Source organism: Blastococcus capsensis, assembly GCF_030165005.1.
GTDB classification, from domain to species: domain Bacteria; phylum Actinomycetota; class Actinomycetes; order Mycobacteriales; family Geodermatophilaceae; genus Blastococcus; species Blastococcus capsensis.
The window spans coordinates 18,069-36,374 of sequence record NZ_JASNNW010000010.1 but is presented as its reverse complement, the minus strand read 5'-3'; the positions used below and the strand labels follow the sequence as shown (position 1 = coordinate 36,374).

Annotated in this window: 21 protein-coding genes and 2 pseudogenes; 15 read left to right on the top strand and 8 right to left on the bottom strand. The window is 74.1% G+C overall.

The features are described 5' to 3' along the window. Positions 1-22: 22 nt before the first annotated feature. Positions 23-658: a DUF2238 domain-containing protein gene (locus tag QOZ86_RS10170; RefSeq protein ID WP_284491846.1), complete on the bottom strand. Its 636-nt coding sequence runs from the start codon at positions 656-658 to the stop codon at positions 23-25. A gap of 158 nt (positions 659-816) precedes the next feature. Beyond that, positions 817-1,281 carry an SRPBCC family protein gene (locus QOZ86_RS10165; protein WP_284491845.1) on the bottom strand — a complete coding sequence of 155 codons (465 nt, stop codon included), beginning with the start codon at positions 1,279-1,281 and terminating at the stop codon, positions 817-819. Positions 1,282-1,329: 48 nt separating this feature from the next. Between QOZ86_RS10165 and QOZ86_RS10160 the strand changes: the two genes are divergently transcribed. Together QOZ86_RS10160 and QOZ86_RS10155 are read left to right on the top strand one after the other, a co-directional pair. Beyond that, positions 1,330-1,800, top strand: coding sequence for a DUF1622 domain-containing protein (locus QOZ86_RS10160; protein WP_284491844.1), 471 nt, complete (start codon positions 1,330-1,332; stop codon positions 1,798-1,800). Next, a complete protein-coding gene (locus tag QOZ86_RS10155) occupies positions 1,797-2,144 on the top strand; it encodes a DUF1622 domain-containing protein (RefSeq protein ID WP_284491843.1) in 348 nt (115 codons plus the stop codon). The genes QOZ86_RS10160 and QOZ86_RS10155 overlap by 4 nt, the downstream gene beginning before the upstream one ends. A 30-nt stretch (positions 2,145-2,174) precedes the next feature. Here QOZ86_RS10155 and QOZ86_RS10150 read toward each other — a convergent pair whose 3' ends face one another. After that, positions 2,175-3,116 carry a Gfo/Idh/MocA family protein gene (locus tag QOZ86_RS10150; protein ID WP_284491842.1) on the bottom strand — a complete coding sequence of 314 codons (942 nt, stop codon included), beginning with the start codon at positions 3,114-3,116 and terminating at the stop codon, positions 2,175-2,177. A 170-nt stretch (positions 3,117-3,286) separates the two neighbouring features. On the opposite strand from QOZ86_RS10150, the gene QOZ86_RS10145 reads away from it, so the two are divergent. The 6 genes from QOZ86_RS10145 (at position 3,287) to QOZ86_RS10120 (ending at position 8,474) form a co-directional block, all read left to right on the top strand. After that, on the top strand, positions 3,287-4,939 hold the full coding sequence (locus QOZ86_RS10145; protein ID WP_284491841.1) for a RecQ family ATP-dependent DNA helicase: 1,653 nt from the start codon (positions 3,287-3,289) through the stop codon (positions 4,937-4,939). 52 nt (positions 4,940-4,991) lie between these two features. Then, positions 4,992-5,825: a dihydropteroate synthase gene (gene folP / locus QOZ86_RS10140; RefSeq protein ID WP_284491840.1), complete on the top strand. Its 834-nt coding sequence runs from the start codon at positions 4,992-4,994 to the stop codon at positions 5,823-5,825. Between the two features lie 14 nt (positions 5,826-5,839). After that, the gene (locus QOZ86_RS10135) at positions 5,840-6,457 is read left to right on the top strand and encodes a DNA-methyltransferase (RefSeq protein ID WP_284491839.1); all 618 of its coding nucleotides are present in this window, start codon (positions 5,840-5,842) and stop codon (positions 6,455-6,457) included. A gap of 57 nt (positions 6,458-6,514) precedes the next feature. Continuing rightward, positions 6,515-6,676 (top strand): zinc ribbon-containing protein, encoded by a 162-nt coding sequence (locus tag QOZ86_RS10130; protein ID WP_014376651.1) that lies wholly within the window; start codon positions 6,515-6,517, stop codon positions 6,674-6,676. Between the two features lie 141 nt (positions 6,677-6,817). Continuing rightward, positions 6,818-8,029: a zinc-dependent alcohol dehydrogenase gene (locus QOZ86_RS10125; RefSeq protein WP_284491838.1), complete on the top strand. Its 1,212-nt coding sequence runs from the start codon at positions 6,818-6,820 to the stop codon at positions 8,027-8,029. 133 nt (positions 8,030-8,162) lie between these two features. Further along, positions 8,163-8,474 (top strand): DUF2795 domain-containing protein, encoded by a 312-nt coding sequence (locus tag QOZ86_RS10120; protein WP_284491837.1) that lies wholly within the window; start codon positions 8,163-8,165, stop codon positions 8,472-8,474. On the opposite strand, the gene QOZ86_RS10115 is transcribed toward QOZ86_RS10120, so the two are convergent. Both QOZ86_RS10115 and QOZ86_RS10110 read right to left on the bottom strand, forming a co-directional pair. Continuing rightward, on the bottom strand, positions 8,446-9,156 hold the full coding sequence (locus QOZ86_RS10115; RefSeq protein ID WP_284491836.1) for a dienelactone hydrolase family protein: 711 nt from the start codon (positions 9,154-9,156) through the stop codon (positions 8,446-8,448). The genes QOZ86_RS10120 and QOZ86_RS10115 overlap by 29 nt on opposite strands. After that, positions 9,146-10,441 (bottom strand): erythromycin esterase family protein, encoded by a 1,296-nt coding sequence (locus tag QOZ86_RS10110; RefSeq protein ID WP_284491835.1) that lies wholly within the window; start codon positions 10,439-10,441, stop codon positions 9,146-9,148. Before QOZ86_RS10110 ends, QOZ86_RS10115 begins: the two co-directional genes overlap by 11 nt. A gap of 231 nt (positions 10,442-10,672) precedes the next feature. Between QOZ86_RS10110 and QOZ86_RS10105 the strand changes: the two genes are divergently transcribed. After that, positions 10,673-11,335, top strand: a complete 663-nt coding sequence (locus QOZ86_RS10105; RefSeq protein WP_284491834.1) for a phosphoribosyltransferase — start codon at positions 10,673-10,675, stop codon at positions 11,333-11,335. 546 nt (positions 11,336-11,881) lie between these two features. Here QOZ86_RS10105 and QOZ86_RS10100 read toward each other — a convergent pair. Further along, positions 11,882-11,959, bottom strand: a pseudogene (locus tag QOZ86_RS10100) ((2Fe-2S)-binding protein); the annotation flags it as partial. 144 nt (positions 11,960-12,103) lie between these two features. Between QOZ86_RS10100 and QOZ86_RS10095 the strand changes: the two are divergent. The 6 genes and pseudogenes from QOZ86_RS10095 (at position 12,104) to QOZ86_RS10070 (ending at position 16,797) form a co-directional block, all read left to right on the top strand. Beyond that, a complete protein-coding gene (locus tag QOZ86_RS10095) occupies positions 12,104-12,811 on the top strand; it encodes a DsbA family oxidoreductase (RefSeq protein WP_284491833.1) in 708 nt (235 codons plus the stop codon). Further along, complete coding sequence (locus QOZ86_RS10090) at positions 12,808-13,305, top strand: periplasmic substrate-binding domain-containing protein (RefSeq protein ID WP_284491832.1); 498 nt, start codon at positions 12,808-12,810, stop codon at positions 13,303-13,305. Before QOZ86_RS10095 ends, QOZ86_RS10090 begins: the two co-directional genes overlap by 4 nt. Further along, complete coding sequence (locus tag QOZ86_RS10085; protein WP_284491831.1) at positions 13,306-14,418, top strand: ABC transporter substrate-binding protein; 1,113 nt, start codon at positions 13,306-13,308, stop codon at positions 14,416-14,418. A gap of 280 nt (positions 14,419-14,698) precedes the next feature. Continuing rightward, complete coding sequence (locus QOZ86_RS10080; RefSeq protein ID WP_284491830.1) at positions 14,699-15,421, top strand: DUF4383 domain-containing protein; 723 nt, start codon at positions 14,699-14,701, stop codon at positions 15,419-15,421. Between the two features lie 121 nt (positions 15,422-15,542). After that, positions 15,543-15,842: pseudogene (locus QOZ86_RS10075) on the top strand (MFS transporter); the annotation flags it as partial. 85 nt (positions 15,843-15,927) lie between these two features. Next, on the top strand, positions 15,928-16,797 hold the full coding sequence (locus tag QOZ86_RS10070; protein WP_284491829.1) for an acyl-[ACP]--phospholipid O-acyltransferase: 870 nt from the start codon (positions 15,928-15,930) through the stop codon (positions 16,795-16,797). Between the two features lie 7 nt (positions 16,798-16,804). On the opposite strand, the gene QOZ86_RS10065 is transcribed toward QOZ86_RS10070, so the two are convergent. Next, entirely contained in the window at positions 16,805-17,422 is a 618-nt protein-coding gene (locus tag QOZ86_RS10065) for a flavodoxin family protein (RefSeq protein WP_284491828.1), read from the bottom strand. A 112-nt stretch (positions 17,423-17,534) separates the two neighbouring features. After that, positions 17,535-18,290, bottom strand: coding sequence for a maleylpyruvate isomerase family mycothiol-dependent enzyme (locus QOZ86_RS10060; RefSeq protein ID WP_284491827.1), 756 nt, complete (start codon positions 18,288-18,290; stop codon positions 17,535-17,537). Between the last annotated feature and the right edge of the window lie 16 nt (positions 18,291-18,306).

Genomic DNA, 18,306 nt, shown 5'->3' with positions numbered 1-18,306 from the left:
GGTCTCCGCGACCTCGGTGAGATCAGGCGTCGACCGCCTCGTGGGTGTTCACGCCGGGGATCCGGCGCACCGAGCCCCATCCGAGGCGCGCCCACGCCACCAGCAGCGCCGCGCCGGTGAGCGAGCCGAGGGTGTCGCGCACGAGGTCGCCGTTGGTGTCGTCGTTGCCCTCCGACAGGTCGGTACCCAGCCACGCATCGGACCGCCACTCGTAGATCTCCCACAGCGCCCCGACCGTGATGCCGAGTGCCGCGGTGACCACGGCGATGCCCACGTAGTGCCGCAGGTGCGTCTCGTCGCGCGGATCGGGGACGACGTCGAGGCGGGCGAGGGCGATGTAGACGACCGGCGCGGTGAGCATCGGCAGGGTGAAGTGCACGAGGTCGTCGAACCGCACGAAACGGTCGTAGAGGCCCCAGACCTCACCGAACCCCTGCAGCGCCATGCCGAGGGTCACCGACAGGTCGTACACCCGTGGCAGGTTCACCGCGCGGGCGAGGAGCGTGACCCCACCCATGACGGCCAGCACCGCGGCCGCTCCGGTGTCCCCGGCGAGCGCGTACCAGGCCGCGGCGCCGAGGAGGACCAGCCGCAGCAGGTCGATGCCGTCGCGGACGATCGGCGTCCAGTCCCCCAGCACGAGCCTGCGCGTGTCCACGGCGGGCGCCTACCCCGCTCCTGCGGCGCCCATCCGGACGCCCGAGGGGCTTCTAGGGCCACGAGGAGGTGGAGGTCCGGTCCGGGCGCAGGGCGACCCCCGCGCCCGTCGCCGCGCACCTGGTCGGCACCGGCCAGATGCTCGTCGAGCGCTGACGGTCAGCCGGTCTCGGCGATCCGCCTGATCGCGGCCAGCGTCGCGGGGATGCCCTCGTGGGCGTCCCGGGTCCGCCGGTCGATCTGCTCCTGGGCGGTGTCCCCGTACCGCTGCGCGAACAGCGCCAGCCCGTCGGGCAGGAACTCCCACGACTCGGTGACCTCGGTGCCTCCGTCGACGGGGCGGAAGGTGAACCGCCAGCTCACGTTCGAGCCGCCGACGACGAAGGCGAACTCCCGGCCGCGGTCGGCCGCGACCACCCGCGACCGCGTCTCCCAGGTGCGGTCCGGGGTGACGTTCCGGCCGGTGAACCAGTCCCCCACCTGGCCCGAGGCGCCCTCGTCCCACCAGCAGGCGGTGCAGATCGGGCTCCACTCGCCGGTGCGCGTCACGTCGGAGACCAGGTCGTAGACCTCCTCCGGGGACGCGGCGACCGTGATCGACCCGGAGTGACGCAGCTCGCTCATCCGTGGAGTCTCGCAGTCGTCATGCGTGGCCACGGACACCGCTCGGGTATGCGCGTCGACGTGGAGGAGCTGCTGCAGGAGATCGTCAACGTCCTGGTCGTCATCGTGGAGGCCGGCGGCGCCGCGGTCATCATCATCGGGGCGGTCTGGGCGTTCCTGCGCTTCCTGTGGGCGGGGCTCACCCACCGGAACGCCGGCTCGTTCGTCCCCGTCCGGCTGACCCTGGGCCGCTTCCTCGCCCTCGGCCTGGAGTTCCAGCTCGCCGCCGACATCCTGAAGACGGCCGTGGCGCCCAGCTGGGAGGAGATCGGGCAGCTCGCCGCGATCGCCGCGATCCGGACCGCGCTGAACTACTTCCTGGGCAAGGAGATCGCCGAGGAGCGCCGCCAGGTCGACGAGGAGAAGGAGAGGTCCTCCGACGGGGCGGCGGAGTCCTCGTCCGGATCGACGTCCGGCGATTCGTCGGCGGAGAGCACGGGCGGGACGACGTCCAGCACGCGGACCGGGCGCACCGGGTGAGCTCGACGCTGACCGCCGTCCCCGGCATCGCCTCGCATTTCATCGCGGCAGCGGCCCTCGTGGCCGCCCTCCTCGCCCTGGCCGCGACCCGCCGGCCGGCGCTGGCCCTGGGCATCCTGCTGGACATGCTGGTCGCCGCCGGTCTGCTCCGGCTGGTCGGCGACCCCAGCTGGCGGGCCATCGCCACCGTCGCGATCGTCATCGCGATCCGCCACCTGGTGGCGCACGGCCTGCGGCTGGCAGCGCGGTCCTGGAAGGAGACGGAGCAGGAGCGACCGGACCGGACGCGACGGCGGTACGACCAGGTCGCGCATCACCTGCTCCGGCCGGCCTGGCGGCGGTGAGGCCGCCGCCGGGTCACGGCGAGGAGCGGCTCAGCGCCACGCCTGCTCCAGCACCGTGAAGGTCCGGCGGCCATGAGCTCGGCGTCCATCCCGGCCACCGCGCGTCGCCGCGCCCGTCGGCCCAGTCCGGCACGGCGCGCCCCGTCGGGTCAGCAGGCCGGCCAGCGCCGCGGCCAGCGCGGGGGCGTCGCCGGGGGGCACCACCACGGCGTCCTCGCCGACCGCGACGGCGACGTCCCCCACGTCGGTGAGGGTGCGCACGGCCTCGGCGAGCACGTGGAACCCCTTCTGCGCGGTCAGCCGGCCCAGCGCGCCGACCCGGGGCACCGGGTGCCCCGCCGGGCCGCTGGGGATCTCGGGGACGTCCACCCCGTTGGGGACGACGCGCATCCGGGAGGCGACCGCACCCGACTCGAACCGCAACGCGGCCGTGCAGACGTCGAGCATGCCCCCCGGGCCGTCCGGCGACCGCGAGCCGACCGCCGACCCACCGGTCACCTCGCCCACCAGCACCCGCGCGACGTCGAACAGGTGGGTGGCCTGCTCGACGGTCTGCCCCCCGGACCGGTCCAGGCGGGCCCACCAGTCGGCACCCGGGGCCTTGTCCAGCCAGGCGGCCAGCACCATCCGGGCCGGGGTCTCCGCCAGCAACCCGCGCGCGGTCTCGAGGGTGTCCAGGTACCGCCAGTGGTAGCCCACCGAGGTCAGCAGCCGGGCGGCCTCGATCCGGGCGGCGAGCCGTTCGGCGGTGGCCAGGTCGGTGGCCAGCGGCTTCTCCACGAACAGCGGGAGCCCGAGGTCGGTCGCCGCCTCCTCGACCGCTCCGTGGCCGTGCGGCGGCACGCAGACGTAGAGGGCGTCGAGGGCTTCCCCGTCGAGGCGCTGCTCCCAGCCCTCGTACGCCGTGGCTCCCGCGCGGGCGACCAGCTCACCGGCCCGCTCGGCCCGGGGATCGGCGACGCCCCCGACCACCGCGACTCCCTCCTGCGCGGTCAGCGACTTCAGGTGCCGGCCGCCGATGAAGCCAGCCCGACCAGCCCGATGCGTGTGGTACCTGCCGCACCTTCCCCGATGGCCCGGCGGCAGCAACCGCGACCGGTGCGAGCCGGTTCCCCGGCCGCGGCCCGGGGTAGCCGCCGACGGTGTCGGAGTGGTCGAAGGCGTTGCAGCAGGTCGCCGCGGAGACGTTCGGGTGGGCGGAGCTCCACCCCGAGCAGCTGGAGGCGATGGAGCAGATGATGGCCGGGCGGGACGCCCTCGCCGTCCTGCCCACCGGCGCCGGGAAATCGGCGATCTACCAGGTGCCCGCGCTGCTGATCGACGGCCCGACACTGGTGGTGTCACCGCTGCTGGCGTTGCAGCGCGACCAGATGGAGGGCATCGAGGACTCCAGCGCCCCCGAGGCGGTGGCGGTCAACTCGGCGCAGCGGGCCGGGGAGACCCGGCACGCCTGGGACGCCGTGCGCGAGGGCGACGCCGAGTACCTGTTCCTCTCCCCCGAGCAGCTGGCCAAGGACGAGGTGCTCGACGAGCTGGCCGCACTCGGCGTGGGCCTCTTCGTCGTCGACGAGGCCCACTGCGTCTCCGCCTGGGGGCACGACTTCCGCCCCGACTACCTTCGGCTCGGCACGGCGATCGAGCGGCTCGGGCATCCACCGGTGCTGGCGCTGACCGCTACGGCGGCGCTGCCGGTGCGCCGGGACATCGTGCAGCGGCTGGGGCTGCGCGACGCCGCCGAGGTCGTGGCGAGCTTCGACCGGCCCAACCTGCGCCTGGCCGTGGAGCGGGAGAGCGACGACGGCCGCAAGCGGTCCGCGGTCGTGGTGCGGGTGAGCGGGCTGATGGCCGATCCGGCCACCCGGGGCGGTCTGGTGTACGTCGCGAGCCGCAAGGACGCCGAGTACTACGCCGGCGAGCTGGAGCAGCTGGGGCACCGGGTCGCCGCCTACCACGCCGGGATGAAGGCGGCCGACCGGAAGCGGGTGCACGAGCAGTTCCTCGGCGACGAGCTGGACGTCGTCGTCGCCACCTCGGCGTTCGGCATGGGGATCGACAAGCCCGACGTCCGGTTCGTCGTCCACGCCTCGGCGCCGGAGTCGCTGGACTCGTACTACCAGCAGATCGGCCGCGCCGGCCGGGACGGCGACCCGGCCGAGGCCTACCTGTTCCACCGGCCCGAGGACCTGCACCTGCAGACGTTCCTCACCGCAAGCCGCGCCCCGGAGGACGCGCTGGAGGACGTCGCCGAGGCGCTGGACGAACGCGCGGCACCGGTGCGGGCGGCCGACCTCGCCGACGACGTCGAGGCCCCCGCGGCCAAGCGCACCCGCGCGGTGAACCTGCTGGAGCAGGCCGGGGCGGTGGGCACGACCGAGGACGGCCGCCTCGAGTACCTGGACGACGAGCTCTCACCCGACGAGGCGGTCCATCGGGCCGTCGAGGTCTCGGAGACCCATCAGCGGCTCATCCGCTCGCGCATCGAGATGGTCCGCGGCTACGCCGAGAGCACCGGCTGCCGGCGGCAGTTCCTGCTCGGCTACTTCGGCGAGCAGCTCCCGCACCCCTGCGGCAACTGCGACACCTGCGAGGCCGGCACCGCGCAGGACCACCTGGCCGCCGACGCCCCGTTCCCGGTGAACAGCGCCGTGCGCCACCGCGAGTGGGGCCACGGGGTGGTGATGTCCGTCGAGCCGGACCGGCTCACCGTCCTCTTCGACCAGGAGGGCTACAAGACCCTCGCCACGTCGGCCGTGGAGTCCCAGCACCTGCTGGAGGCCGACCAGCCGGGCGTCTGACCTGCTGCGTTCTCGACGGGCGCGGCAGCCGTGCGTCCGGTAGGCCGGGGGCATGCATCTGCAGCTGGGCACGCGACGGTTCGACCTCTCCGACCGGCCGGTGGTCGTCGGGATCCTCAACCGGACCCGTGACTCCTTCTCCGACCACGGCGAGTACTTCGAGCTCGACCGGCTGCTGACCCGGGCCGAGCAGCTCGTCGGCGACGGCGCCGACGTCCTCGAGGTCGGGGCCCGCCCGGGAGGCGTCGGCGTCGCCGAGGTCTCCCCGGACGAGGAGTGCCACCTCGCCGCCGGGACGATCGCCGAGCTCCGGTCCCGGTTCGACCTCCCCCTGGCCGTGGACACCACCCGGGCGGCCGTGGCCGCGGCCGCCTTCGCCGAGGGTGCGGTGCTGGGCAACGACATGAGCGGTTTCCTCGATCCGGGCTACCTCTCAGCGGCGGCCGCGGCCGGGGCTGCGGTCATCGCGACGCACATCCGCCGGCCGCCCGGCGTCCCCGACCCGGAGCCGGTCTACACCGACCTGATCGGGGAGGTCTGCACCCGCCTGACGGCGCTGACCGGGGCCGCCGAGGCGGCCGGCATCGACCGAGAGCGCATCGTCCTCGATCCCGGGATCGACCTCGGCAAGTCCTGGCAGCAGTCGCTGCGGCTGCTGGCCCGACTCGACGACGTCGCCGCGCTCGGCCTGCCGGTGCTCGTCGCGGTCTCCAACAAGATCTTCCTGCGGCGTGCCCTGGGGCTCGACGACGCCCCGCTGGACGTCGCGACCGCGGCGGCGTGCGCGCTGGGCGCGATGCGGAGCGGCTCCGTCGTACGGGTCCACGACGTCCGCGTCGGCCGGCAGGCCGCGGACCTGGCCTACGCCGTTCGGGCGGCGGGCTGAGCTCGCCCGCGAGCATGGTGGTGCGCGCCGACGCCGCCCACCTGCTGCCCGGGCTACCGGACGGGTGCGTCGACGCCGTCGTCACCGACCCGCCCTGGAACCTCGGCCGTGCCTACGGCCGGCACGGAGATCGGCTGGCCGACGAGGAGTACGAGCGCTGGCTGCGGGCGATCCTGTGCGAGTGCGCGCGGATCAGCCGCGGCCCCGTCGTCGCCTGCATCGGCACGCACAATGCCGCACGGGTCCCCCGACTGCTGGACGGCACCGGTCTGCACGCCGCCGCCTGGCTGTCCTGGCATCGGGAGCCGGGCAGCCCGGAGACCGTGGTGGTGGCCGCACAGGCTTCGTGGGAGGTCCCCGGCCGCCGGTTGGACACCGCCCGCCGGGTGCTGGCGCGGACCCCGGAGACCCGTCGCCGCTGGGGTCACCCGGTACCGAAGCCCCTTGCCGTGATGGCGGCCCTGGTGCACCTCGCCTGCCCACCGGGCGGCGTGGTGCTGGATCCGTTCGCCGGCGTGGGGGCGACCCTCCTCGCCGCCCGCCGGACCGGCCGCCGCTCGATCGGGGTGGAGCTGGAGGAGCGGTTCTGCCGGACGGCCGCGGCCCGGCTGACCGCGGGCCCTCGCGTGTGACCGGGCCCCGGCTGGGCACACCGGCCTCGACCACACCCCGACCCGAGAGGAACGGCCATGGCTGCGCACGCCGGCGAGAAGGCGCAGAAGACCGGGGACTTCTACTGCGCCTCGTGCAGCGAGAAGGTGCACGTGACGCAGGGGGACGAGATCCCGCCCTGCCCCAACGGGCACAAGACGTTCGAGGCACGGCGGAACGAGCCGGGCAACAAGAGCTGAGCTCGGCATCGCCGCCGGCGAATCGGACGGCCCCATCGCGGGTGACCGCCGGAGCAACGGGTAGGGCGGCGGCGACGCGAACGACCGGGACGAGGTCGGCGGCGCGAAGCGCAGCGTCGACCCAGAGCGCGAGGAGGACACGTGAAGGCAGTTGTGTGGCACGGCGTCGGGGACATCAGGCTCGACGACGTCCCCGATCCGACGATCCAGGACCCGACCGACGCGATCGTGGAGATCACCGCGACCGCCATCTGCGGCACCGACCTGCACTTCGTGCGCGGCACGATGGCCGGCATGGTCGAGGGCACGATCCTCGGCCACGAGGCGGTCGGCGTGGTCCGGGAGACGGGGCCGGGGGTGCGCAACCTGCGCCCGGGCGACCGGGTCGTCATCCCATCGACCATCGGCTGCGGCACCTGCTCCTACTGCCGGGCCGGCTACTACGCGCAGTGCGACAACGCCAACCCCAACGGCGCCGCAGCGGGCACCTGCTTCTTCGGCGGGCCGGAGACGACCGGACCGGTCGACGGGTTGCAGGCCCAGTACGCCCGGATCCCGTTCGCGCACGTGGGCCCGGTCTGGCTGCCCGAGGAGGTCAGCGACGACGCGGCGATCATGCTGTCGGACATCTATCCGACCGCCTGGTTCGGCGCCCGCCTGGCCGAGGTCACGCAGGGCGACACCGTGCTGGTGCTCGGCGCCGGCCCGGTCGGGCAGTTCGCGGTCACCAGCGCCTTCCAGCAGGGCGCCGGCCGGGTGCTGGTCGTCGACGGCATCCGGTCACGGCTGGACCAGGCCCGCGCCCGCGGAGCCGAGGCGATCGACTTCAACGCCGAGGACCCGGTCGCCGTCGTCGAGGAACTGACCGGGGGCATCGGTGTCGACCGGGTGATCGACGCCGTCGGCGTGGACGCCCAGCGGCCGAAGCGTGGACCCGCGGCCGAGGCCGCCGAGCAGCAGGCCGGGCAGTTCGACCAGGAGCGCTCCCAGGTGGCGCCCGAGCAGAACCCGCACGACGGGACGTACGTGGCGGGGGACGCGCCCAGCCAGTCCCTGCAGTGGGCGGTCGAGGCGGTGGCCAAGGCCGGCAGCATCGGGATCATCGGCGTCTACCCGCCGCAGATGACGAGTTTCCCGACCGGTGCGGCGATGAACAAGAACCTCACCGTGAAGATGGGGAACTGCAACCACCGCCGGTACATCCCGGACCTGCTCGACCTGGTCCGCACCGGTGCCATCGACCCCTCGACGGTGCTCACGCAGGTCGAGGACCTGCCCACGGTGCTCGACGCCTACGAGACCTTCGACCAGCGGCAGAGCGGCTGGACGAAGGTGGTGCTCGGCCCCTCCTGACGCCCGACCCGGCCGGCGAGGTGACGCCGACGGCGGTCCGTCCGCCGTTCTGCGTTACCTCGCCGGCCCAACGGGTAGCCCTGCGCAGTCGCGCGGGACCACGCGCGGCCGGGCGTATCGGGAGGGCAGCAGCGTGGCCGAAGCGGTGACGGCGGACGAGGTCATGGGACACCTGACCGACGTGGACTACCCGGCGGACAAGGACGCGCTCCTGGCAGCCGCGTCGAGCCGGGGTGCCCCCGAGGAGGTGCTGCGGGCGATCCGGGCGATCCCGCCGGTCGACTACGGCAACGACGACGAAGTGATCAGGTCGCTGCGGCTGGATCCGTCACCGGGGCAGGAGCCGGGCGCGCAGGCCCGGGCCGAGGCGGCCCAGGGCGTCGGCCAGGCCGTCCGGGACCCGCAGGAGGACCGGGTCACGGGCGAGGAGCGCCGCAAGGTCTGACGTCGGCGGTAGCGGATGGCAGCCACCGGCCGAGCCAGTCGACGGTCCGGTGGATGACCTGCTCGAGCGCTCCCGGCTCGGGAAACAGATGGGTCGCACCGGGGACCACTGCGATGTCGTGCTCCGCGGTGAGCCGGGCGGCGGCCTCCCGGTTCAGGTCCAGGACCTGGGCGTCGGCACCCCCGACGACGAGCAGGGTCGGAGCCCGGACGCGGCCCAGTGCGTCGCCGGACAGGTCGGGGCGGCCCCCGCGGGAGATGACCGCGGCGACCCGGCCCGGACGGTCGGCGGCGGTGATGAGCGCGGCGGCCGCGCCGGTGCTCGCGCCGAAGGTGGCCAGTGACAGCCCCGCGGTCTCCTCCGCCCGGCCGAGCCAGTCGGCAGCGTCGGTCAGCCGCCCGGCCAGCAGCCCGATGTCGAACCGCAGCTCCCGGGTACGGGCGTCGACCTGCTCCTCGGCCTCGGTCAGCAGGTCCAGGAGCAGCGTGCCGAAGCCGGCGTCGTGCAGCGCTGCGGCCACCTGCTGGTTTCGGGGGCTGTGCCGGCTGCTGCCGCTTCCGTGGGCGAACAGGACCACCCCGCGGGCCGCCCTCGGGACGACGAGATCGCCGGCGAGTGCCGCCTCGGACGAGGGCACCTCGACGGTTCGACGGACGGGCGCAGCCGCTCGCTCAGTCGGCATCGGGATAGGTCTCCATCTCCGCTCCTGATGGGTGGACGTCGTGCAGTGGGGTCAGGGCGCGGGATTCGTCGAACCAGCAGAACGCGTCGTAGCGGCGGCCGAGGACCGTGGGCACGTAGTTGCCCCACCGTTCGGCACCGGGGTGGTAGACGACTCCGACGGCGCGGTGCGCCCGTTCGTCCCCCAGCCATCTGGGAAGCTCGCGCGGGAAGACGAACAACGCGCTGGCGTCGACCACCGCGTCGTGCAACAGCGCCTCGGTGCTGCCGCGGCGGGCCGGCGGCAGCGGCATCCGCTGCATCGGCGCTCCCCAGCTGTCCCCGGCGATGACACTGCCGTGGTGGCTGCCGAAGCCCACGATGACGACGTCGTCCTCGCCGTACCGCTCGCGGGCCAGCTGTCCGACGTTGACCGTCCCGGTGTCCGCCATGTCGGTGTACCGCGCGTCGCCGACGTGCGTGTTGTGCTCCCAGACGACGGCCTTGGCGCCGTCGCCGTGGTGGGTCAGGAGCCGGTCGAGGGTGTCGGCCATGTGGTGGTCGCGGACGTTCCAGGACTCCGGCCCGCCGCGGACCATCGCCCGGTAGTAGGCCTCGGCACCGGCGGCGACGCGGGCATTCTGCTCGGCGTTGAACGCCGCATCCCGGTCCGGTCCGCCGTCGGAGGCGGCCCGGCCGCGGATTTCGCCGAGCATCCCGACCACGGCGTCCTCGCAGCTCGTCGGCACCAGCCGGGTGGCCCGGGCGTAGGCCTGCGGATCCTCCGCGTACGGCTCGAAACAGCGGAGAGCGGCCAGCGCGGTCTCGACGTGCTCGGGCTCGTGCTCCCGCAGGTAGCCCAGGGTCGCCCGGAGGGAGTCCCAGAGGCTGTAGACGTCGAGACCGTAGAAGCCGACCCGTTCCTCCGGCGGCTGCTGGGCGTTGTGGGCGCGCAGCCAGCGGGTGAAGCCGGCGATCTCCTCGTTGGCCCACATCCACGTCGGCCACCGCTCGTAGCCACGCAGCACCTCGCGCGGATCCGCGGCGGCCGAGGCCAGCGTCACCGAGCAGTTGACCCGGTAGCAGTCGGGCCAGTCCCCCTCCACGCCGACGAAGGAGAATCCCCGCTCGGTGACCAGTCTGCGGGTGAGCGCCGCCCGCCACGCGTAGTACTCGTGCGTGCCGTGCGAAGCCTCCCCCAGCAGCACCACCCGCGCGTCTCCGATCCGTTCCAGCAGCGGATCGAGGTCCCCGGGATTCCGCAACGGCCGAGCAAGCTCCCGCACCTGCGCGGTGGCATCAGGCATCGCTCCGGTCCTCCTTGTCGATGGCTCTCGCCGCCGTCGTGGCCAGCGGCCTTACCCCCTCTCCCGGTGGCGATACCTGTGCACCGCCACGATCCACGCAGCCGCCCTGCGACGGGACGGTCACACCGCGCGGCAGCGACTCGGGTGCTGATACGTGTGGCCGGTGGTGACCGGGTAGGGGCGGGGGAACGACCGTGTCGAACAGCCCCGTGCTCGTCAGGAGGAAAACCGGTGTCCCCGTCGTCCCCGCCCTTCACCGACCGCACCGAGGCCGGTCGCGCCCTGGCCGCGCGCCTGGCCGAGCACAGCGCCCCGGGCCTCGTCGTGCTCGGCCTCCCGCGCGGCGGGGTGGTGATCGCCGCCGAGGTGGCCCGCGCCCTGCGGGGAGCTCTCGACGTCGTCGTCGTCCGGAAGGTCGGCGTGCCGTGGCAGCCCGAGCTGGCCATGGGCGCCATCGCCGCCGTGGACCAGGACGTCGAGACGGTGCGCGACGAGCGGGTCGTCGGGCACCTGCAGATGGACGACGAGACCTTCGACCGAGCGCGCGAGCGGGAGATCGTGGAGCTGCGCCGCAGGGAGGAGGCCTACCGCCAGGGTCGCCCGGCTTCACCTCTGGCCGGGCGTCCGGTGATCCTGGTGGACGACGGCCTGGCGACCGGCTCCACCATGCGCGCCGCTGTCGCGGCGGTCCGCCGGCAGCAGCCCGCCCGGCTCACCATCGCCGTGCCGGTGGCCTCGCCGCAGGCTTGCGCGCGGTTCACGACCGAGGTCGACGACGTCGTCTGCCTCTGGGCCCCGGAGACCTTCTCGGCGGTCGGTCAGGGATACGAGGACTTCCGCGCCACCACGGACGACGAGGTGCGCGAGGCGCTGGGCCGCTCGGCCGCCGCATGACCGGCCGCCCGGGCGCTCGGCAGTCCCGAGCGGGGCTACCGTCGCACCATGACCGCGCCTCCCCCACCTCCCCAGCCGCCGTCGCCGTCGCCCTCTCCGACGGATCCCATCGCACCTCCCGGGCCGGCGCCCGTGCCGCAGCCCGGCCCCGCAGACCCCTTGGCCCCACCACCGGAAGGACCGCAGCCGGTCTGACCGGGAATCGGTCGCCGCGCATCCCAGGCGGTGTCGTCGGCCATGCGCCCCCTCCGCCTCGGACGGCGTGGTCGGCCGGGTTTCAGTTGGTCGACGAGGTTGGTGCCGCCGCCGAGGAACACCGCCGCCGGCTCGCCAGCGACGGCGCGCACCGCCTCGGCGACGTCGCCGGTCCAGGCGAAGGCGAACGGCTTCACGGCGCCGCACGCCGGCCGGGTGCAGACCATCGTCGGTGGCCAGGCCGTCGGCGGTGGTGATCTCGGCCCCGTCGTGGGCGACCGCGAGCGCGAGGCAGGTCAAGGCGCGTTCGCCGTCCAGCAGCACGGTGCAGGCCCCGCACTGGCCGTGGTCACACCCCTTCTTGGGGCTGGCGTTGCCCAGCCGCTCGCGCAGCGCACCCAGCAGCGTCGTCCGGGTGTCTACGCGCATGGTGTGCCGCTCGCCGTCGACCGTGGGGATGACCTCGGCGTCCATGACTCGCGCGGTGCCATCGTCGCGGTCGGCAAACGCATCCGGGACCCGGGGACCCTGCTCGCGCGCGTGACCGCCGGCGTCCCGGGTAGTGACGCGGCCATGCCTGTCGACGTCGCCCCCGGGACCGTGACCGTCTACACCGACGTGGTCTGCGCGTGGTCCACCGTGGCCCTGCACCGCTTCTACGCGGCGCGCTCCCGCCTGGGACTGGACGACGACCTGCGGGCGGATCTCCGCCTGTTCTTCCTGGAGGACGTCAACCGCTTCGCCATCCCGCAGCGGATGCTCGACGCCGAGATCCCGGTCGTCGGGCAGCTGGAGCCGGGCCTGGGGATGTCGCCGTGGCAGCAGGAGCCCGACGCCTGGCCGGTGACGGCCCTACCGGCCGACGAAGCGGTGCACGCCGCGAAACAGCAGTCCCTCGCTGCGGCCGAGCAGCTGGACATGGCGTTGCGGCTGGCCTTCTTCCGCGACAGCAGGTGCATCAGCATGCTGCACGAGGTGGTCGACGTCGCCCGCGGCTGCGATCTGGTGGACGCCGACGGCATCGCGGCGGCTCTCGACGATGGGAGGGCGCGCGGCGCGATGATGGCCGACTACCGGGTGCACCGCGACGACGTCCAGGGCAGCCCGCACTTCTTCCTCGCCGACGGCTCTGCTGTCCACAATCCCGGCATCACCATGCACGCCGACGAGGACGGCGGCTACCCCGTCGTCGACTCCGACGACCCGTCGGTCTACGAGGATCTGGTTCGCCGCGCAGCCGCCGCGGCGGCTCCCTCCAGCACCGGGCGCACGGACCGATGACGCTTCTCCAGCGGCTGGCCGGGAGTGCTCGGCGGGAGCCCCGGGGAACGCTGCGCGTGGTGGACCCCAACCCGCTCAACTGGCTCTACATCACCTACAACACCGTGGAGGAACCGGTACGGGTCACCCGGCGCGGCAAGGTCCGCCCCGCGGCGATGAGCTCCTACCGGTGGCGCGGGAGCCGCACCATGGAGATCCGCGTGCGCCCGGGCGGGCGGTTCGCCGACGGCACATCCCTCGACGCCTGCTCCGTGCACCGGTCGTTCACCGAGCAGACCCGTTGGCACTCCCCGCACCCGCCCGGCACCCACTTCAACATCGACCCGCGCACCCGCGCGGAGGTCGTCGACGAGCGCACCGTGCGGCTGCACCTGCCCGAGCCCGACGGGCTGGTGCTGGGCAAGCTGCGGGCCACGCACGTCATGAGCGAGCGGTTCTGGCGCGACCTCGGTTTCGGCTACGCCCGCGACGAGACCGGCGAGGGTCATTGGTAGGTGATCGACGCACCGGGGCCGTGGGCCTCCGGACCGTTCACCCTCGTCGAGGGCCGCTCGATCATCTCCACCGAACCGGTCGTCACCGACGGCGAGGACCGGACCTGGCTGCAGACCGAGGACCGCTCCCCCACCGTGCGGCTGCGCGCCAACCCGCACTACTGGGACCGGGTGCGCGGGCCCCGGGTCCGGGAGGTCGAGTTCCGCAACGACGTCGACCGCAGGCGGGCGCTGGACCTCGTCTGCGACACCGTTGGGGAGGTCGACATCGTCACCGAGGTCCCGCACCGGGAGGCCGAGCGGGTCCGCCGTTCGCGGCACGCCCGGCTGGTGGCCGTCGACTCCGTGCGCGCGCTGGCCGGGGCGATCGACCGCGGCGTCGACGGCCTGCCCCTCGACGACGTCCGCGCGCGGCGCGCACTCAACCTGGCCGTCGACCGGTCCGCGCTGGTGCGCGACCTGTTCGGCGGGCATGCCCGGCCGCTGGCCGGTCTCACCCCGCCGACGCCGCTCACCGCGCTGCACCGGGCACCCGGGCGGCTGCGTCCGTACCCGTACGACCCGTCCCGGGCCGCTCGGCTGTGGCAGGCGGCGGGCGGCGGGAGCCGGCCGCTGCGGCTGGCCGCCATGACGGACTGGGAAGCGGTGGCCCACGCGGTCGCCGCCCAGTGGCACACGGTGCTGGGTCTCGCCGTCGAGGTCCGCATCCTGCGCAGCGACGAGGAGCAGCGGGAGGCGCGACGCCGGCAGGCGGCCAAGGAGCCGCGTGACTGGGATGTGCTGCTGCTCGAGCAGGGCTCGCAGAGCGCCGACGTGCCCCCGCTCGAGCTGCACCGGGCCTTCGTCGGCCGGTCCGGCGAGTTCCGCGCCGGGCCGGTCGACCCGAAGTTCGAGCGGCTCTTCGACCACCTGCGGTCCCGGCGGTCCCAGCTGTGGCAGGTGCTGGCGGCCAACCGGTTGGACCGGTACGTGACCGACCAGGCGCTCGCGCTGTTCCTCGTCGCACCGCGGGTGCTCTACGCGGTGAACGAGCGGGTGGACTTCCAGCCGTACGCGACCACGTTCGAGCTGGCCGACACCTCCGTCCGCCGCGGGCACTGGTCGCTGCGGTGACGCCGTTCCGTCCGCACCGGCTGCCACAGAGGTAGCCCTCGCCCGCTGACGCCGGGATGACGGCACCGACCGGGACCACCCCCGCACCGTCGTCCCTCGGCGACGACGACGTCACCGACGCCGCCGGCATCCGCGCGGACGAACTCCGAGTGCAGGTCCCGCTGCGCCATGCCGGGACACGCATCGGCCGGTCGGGTTCCTCCAGAATTCGTGGCCGTAGCGCATCCGACCAGGCTCGGGAGGAGAAGAATGGTCACTGCCCCACCCACAGGGAGTCCTCATGGCACGGCGACCGCACCTCCGGAACCGCACGACGCCACGCTCCGCACCGGCCGGCGAGCCACACCTCGGGGCGCGGGTGTTCATCGTCCAACGCGCCGGCGCCGTGCTGGTGGCGGTGTTCCTCCTCGTCTTCGGCATCCTCGGCTTCGCCGGCGGCCTGGACTACTTCTCGACCGACGGCCAGCGCATCCTCGGCCTGTCGTCCAACGGGTTGCTGTCGACGATCTCGGTCATCGTGGCGCTCGTGCTGCTGGCGGCCGCCGCGCGCAGCCCACGAGTCGTGTCGACGGTGATGATCGTCATCGGCTTGCTGTTCCTGGCCTCCGCCCTGGTGAACCTGGCGGTGCTGCGCACCTCCGTCAACCTGCTGGCGTTCGAGTTCGAGAACGTCGTCTTCTCGGTCGTCGTCGGGCTTCTCCTGCTGACCCTCGGCGCCTACGGCCGGATCAGCGGGCACCTGCCGCCGGACAGCCCGTACGCCCGGCCGCGCACGGAGGACGACGAGGACGTCGACCTCACCAGCGAGATGCCCTCCGGGCCGGCCGAGGTCGCCGCGGAGCAGGCGATGCGAGATGCCGAGGTGGCCGTCGTCCAGCACGTCGCCACGGACGACCAGCGCCGCCGGGTCGCGGCCATGGCGGGGTTGCACAGCCGCGTCGAACGCCGCCGCAGGTGGATGTCGTTCGACAAGGGCCCCCGAGGCCCGGCCGTCAGGCGGTGAGGCCGTCCCCGCGGTCGGCGTCCCGCCGCTGAGCTCGGGGAGCGACCGCGGTTGGGGCCGAGAGCGACTACGCGAGAGGGCGGAGCTCGCGCCGGTGCGCGAGCCGACCCGCCGGCCGGGAATGCCCGGGAGATCGTTGCTCTTGGCCACCATCGTGGCTCCCCCGACCCTTGGCAGGACCCCGGCGTTCTGGGTCACGGCGGCCCTGCTCCTGCTGGTCCTCGCCGCTTCGGGCGTCCCGACCCCCCTGTACCGGGTCTACCAGGAGCAGTTCGGCTTCGGGCCCGGGGTGCTGACGGCGGTGTTCGGCATCTACGCCCTCGCCCTCCTCGCCGCCCTGCTGGTCGTCGGCGGCCTCTCCGACCACGTGGGCCGCCGGCCGGTGCTCGTCGGAGGGCTGCTGCTCCAGGCCGTCTCGATGGTCGTCTTCCTGGCCGCCGACGGCGTCGGCTGGCTGCTGGCCGCCCGCGTCCTGCAGGGGCGCGCTCACCGGCACGCTGGGCGCGATGCTGCTGGACACCCAGCGCGCGCGCCGGCCGCTGGGAGCGCTGGTGAACAGCGCCGGGCCCGGCATCGGGCTCTCCCTGGGGGCCGTGGGTGCCGGGCTGGTCGTCGAGTACGTGGCCTCACCCACCCGGTGGGTGTTCGCCGTGCTCACCGCCGTCCTCGTGCTCGGAGCCGCCACCGCAGTGGTGCTGCCCGAGACGTCGCCCCGCGCGCCGGGCGCCCTGCGTTCGCTGCGCCCGGCCGTCCGCGTGCCCCGGGCCCAGCGAGCGGCGTTCCTCACCGCCCTGCCGGCGATCGTCGCCGTCTGGGCGCTCGGCGGGCTCTACCTCTCGCTGGGGCCGTCCCTGGTCGCCACCGTCTTCGGCATCGACGACCACCTGGTCGGCAGCCTGCTGGTCCTGGCCATGCAGGGGACGGCGGCGGCCGGCGCGGTCCTCGGTCGCAACCTCCTCCCCGAGCACGCCATGGTCGCCGGCGCCTCGGTGTTCGCCGTCGGCGTCACCGGCACGACCGCGGCGGTGCTCTCGGGGCAGGTCACCGTCCTGTTCGCGTCCGCCATCGTCTCAGGGCTCGGCTTCGGCCTGGCCTTCCTGGGCGCGGTCGCCACGGCGAGCGCCGGGGTGGCCCCCGCCGAGCGGGCCGGGCTGCTGTCCAGCGTCTTCGTCGCCGGCTACCTGAGCTTCAGCGTCCCGGCGGTCGTCGCGGGCGTGGCCACGGGCACGGTCGGACTGCAGACGGTCACCGAGGTCTACGCCGCCGTGCTGATCGTCCTGGCCCTGGGCGCGGTGGCCGGCGTCCGGCTGCGCCGCCGGGCCACCCGGCGAACCGAGCCCGCGCAGGGCGCGGCGCCGGAGTCGCTGGCGGCCTGACGGTCGGTCAGCTGCCCGGGTACGGGGTGGCCCGCAGTGCCCGGGCCAGGTGCGCGGCGTTGGCCGCCAGGGTCGCCGTCGTGGACGCCACCGCCTCGGGGGTCTCGTCGAGGGCCATGTAGTCCGTGCCGCCCATCGCCTGGTCGTTCCAGTAGGTGCTGCCCTGGGACGGGATGGTGAAGCCGATGTCGCCGAGCCCCTGGAACAGGTCGGCGACGATCTTGTGCGCGCCGTCCTCGTTGCCGACGACGGAGACCACGGCGACCTTGCCGGCGACCAGCGGACGCCCCGAGTCGTCGGTCTCCGACAGCTCGCCGTCCAGCCGCTCCAGCACCCGCTGGGCGATGCTGCTCATGTGGCCCACCCAGGTCGGGGTGGAGACGACGAGGATGTCGGCGGCCATCATCTTCTCGCGGATCGCCGGCCATCCGTCGCCCTCGCCCATGTCCACCTCGACGCCAGGCTTCACGTCGTGGTCGGCGACGCGCACGACCTCGCCGGTGACCCCGTGCTCGGCCAGCTGCGCGAGCACCTGGCGGGCGATCAGGTCGCTGCTGGACGGCGCCGGCGAGGGCTTGAGGCTGCAGACGAGGGCGAGGGCACGGAGGGACGCGGTGTCGGTCATGGCAGTGGACTGCCCCGTTGACCAGCGGCTGCACACATGACGATCGGATTGCGCGCAACCGAGGTCGGACCGCACCGTCGCACCGGGTGGCGACGGCGGGGCCCTGCCGGTCTCAGAACGGGACCTGCTGACCCAGGAGGCCCGGCCCGCTCCCCCGGCCCGACAGCACCCGGCAGAACTCGACCGCGTCGAGCTCGAGCTGCTCGCCGTCCGAGCCCGACGACCACTCGCCGCCGGCCGGGCCCGTGAGCACCAGCCGGTAGGGCCGGCCGTGCCGCTGGGCCCACTCGGCGACGACGTCGGCGACCAGCACGCCGTCGTGCCCGGGCGTGAGCTCCAGGCCGCGTTCGGTGGCACGGGCCACGTCGACGCGGTGCATCCAGACGTCGCGGGTCAGCACGACGTCGAGCAGGAAGCCGATCCGCCAGTGCTCCCGGATGTTCCCCATGACCTGTTCCTCGGGCAGCGTCGCCCGGCCCGCGATCCGGGACATCCGGCGGCGGCCGCGCAGGGCCCGCGGCGCGGTGGCCTCCAGCTCGGCGACGATCGCCGCGCCGTCGAGGTCGGCGTGCTGACGCACCTGCACGCCGGTCAGCGCATCGATGCCTCCACCGGCCTTCGCCGCGAGCCGGTTCTGCCGGGCCATCTCCCGGACCGAGGCGGCCAGCCGCGCCATCCCCAGCACGTGCGCGGCCATCGCCCGCACGTCCCATCCGGGACAGTCCGTGGCCCGGCTCCAGTCGTCGGGGTCCAGGTCGCGGAGGACGGCGAGCATGCGCTCGTACTCGGTGGCGGCCAGCCGGTGGGCGGCGTACCGATCCAGCGCGGCCGAGCGCGGGCGGGGGCGGGCAGGAGCGGGAGCGGTCACGACGGACCTCCTCGGA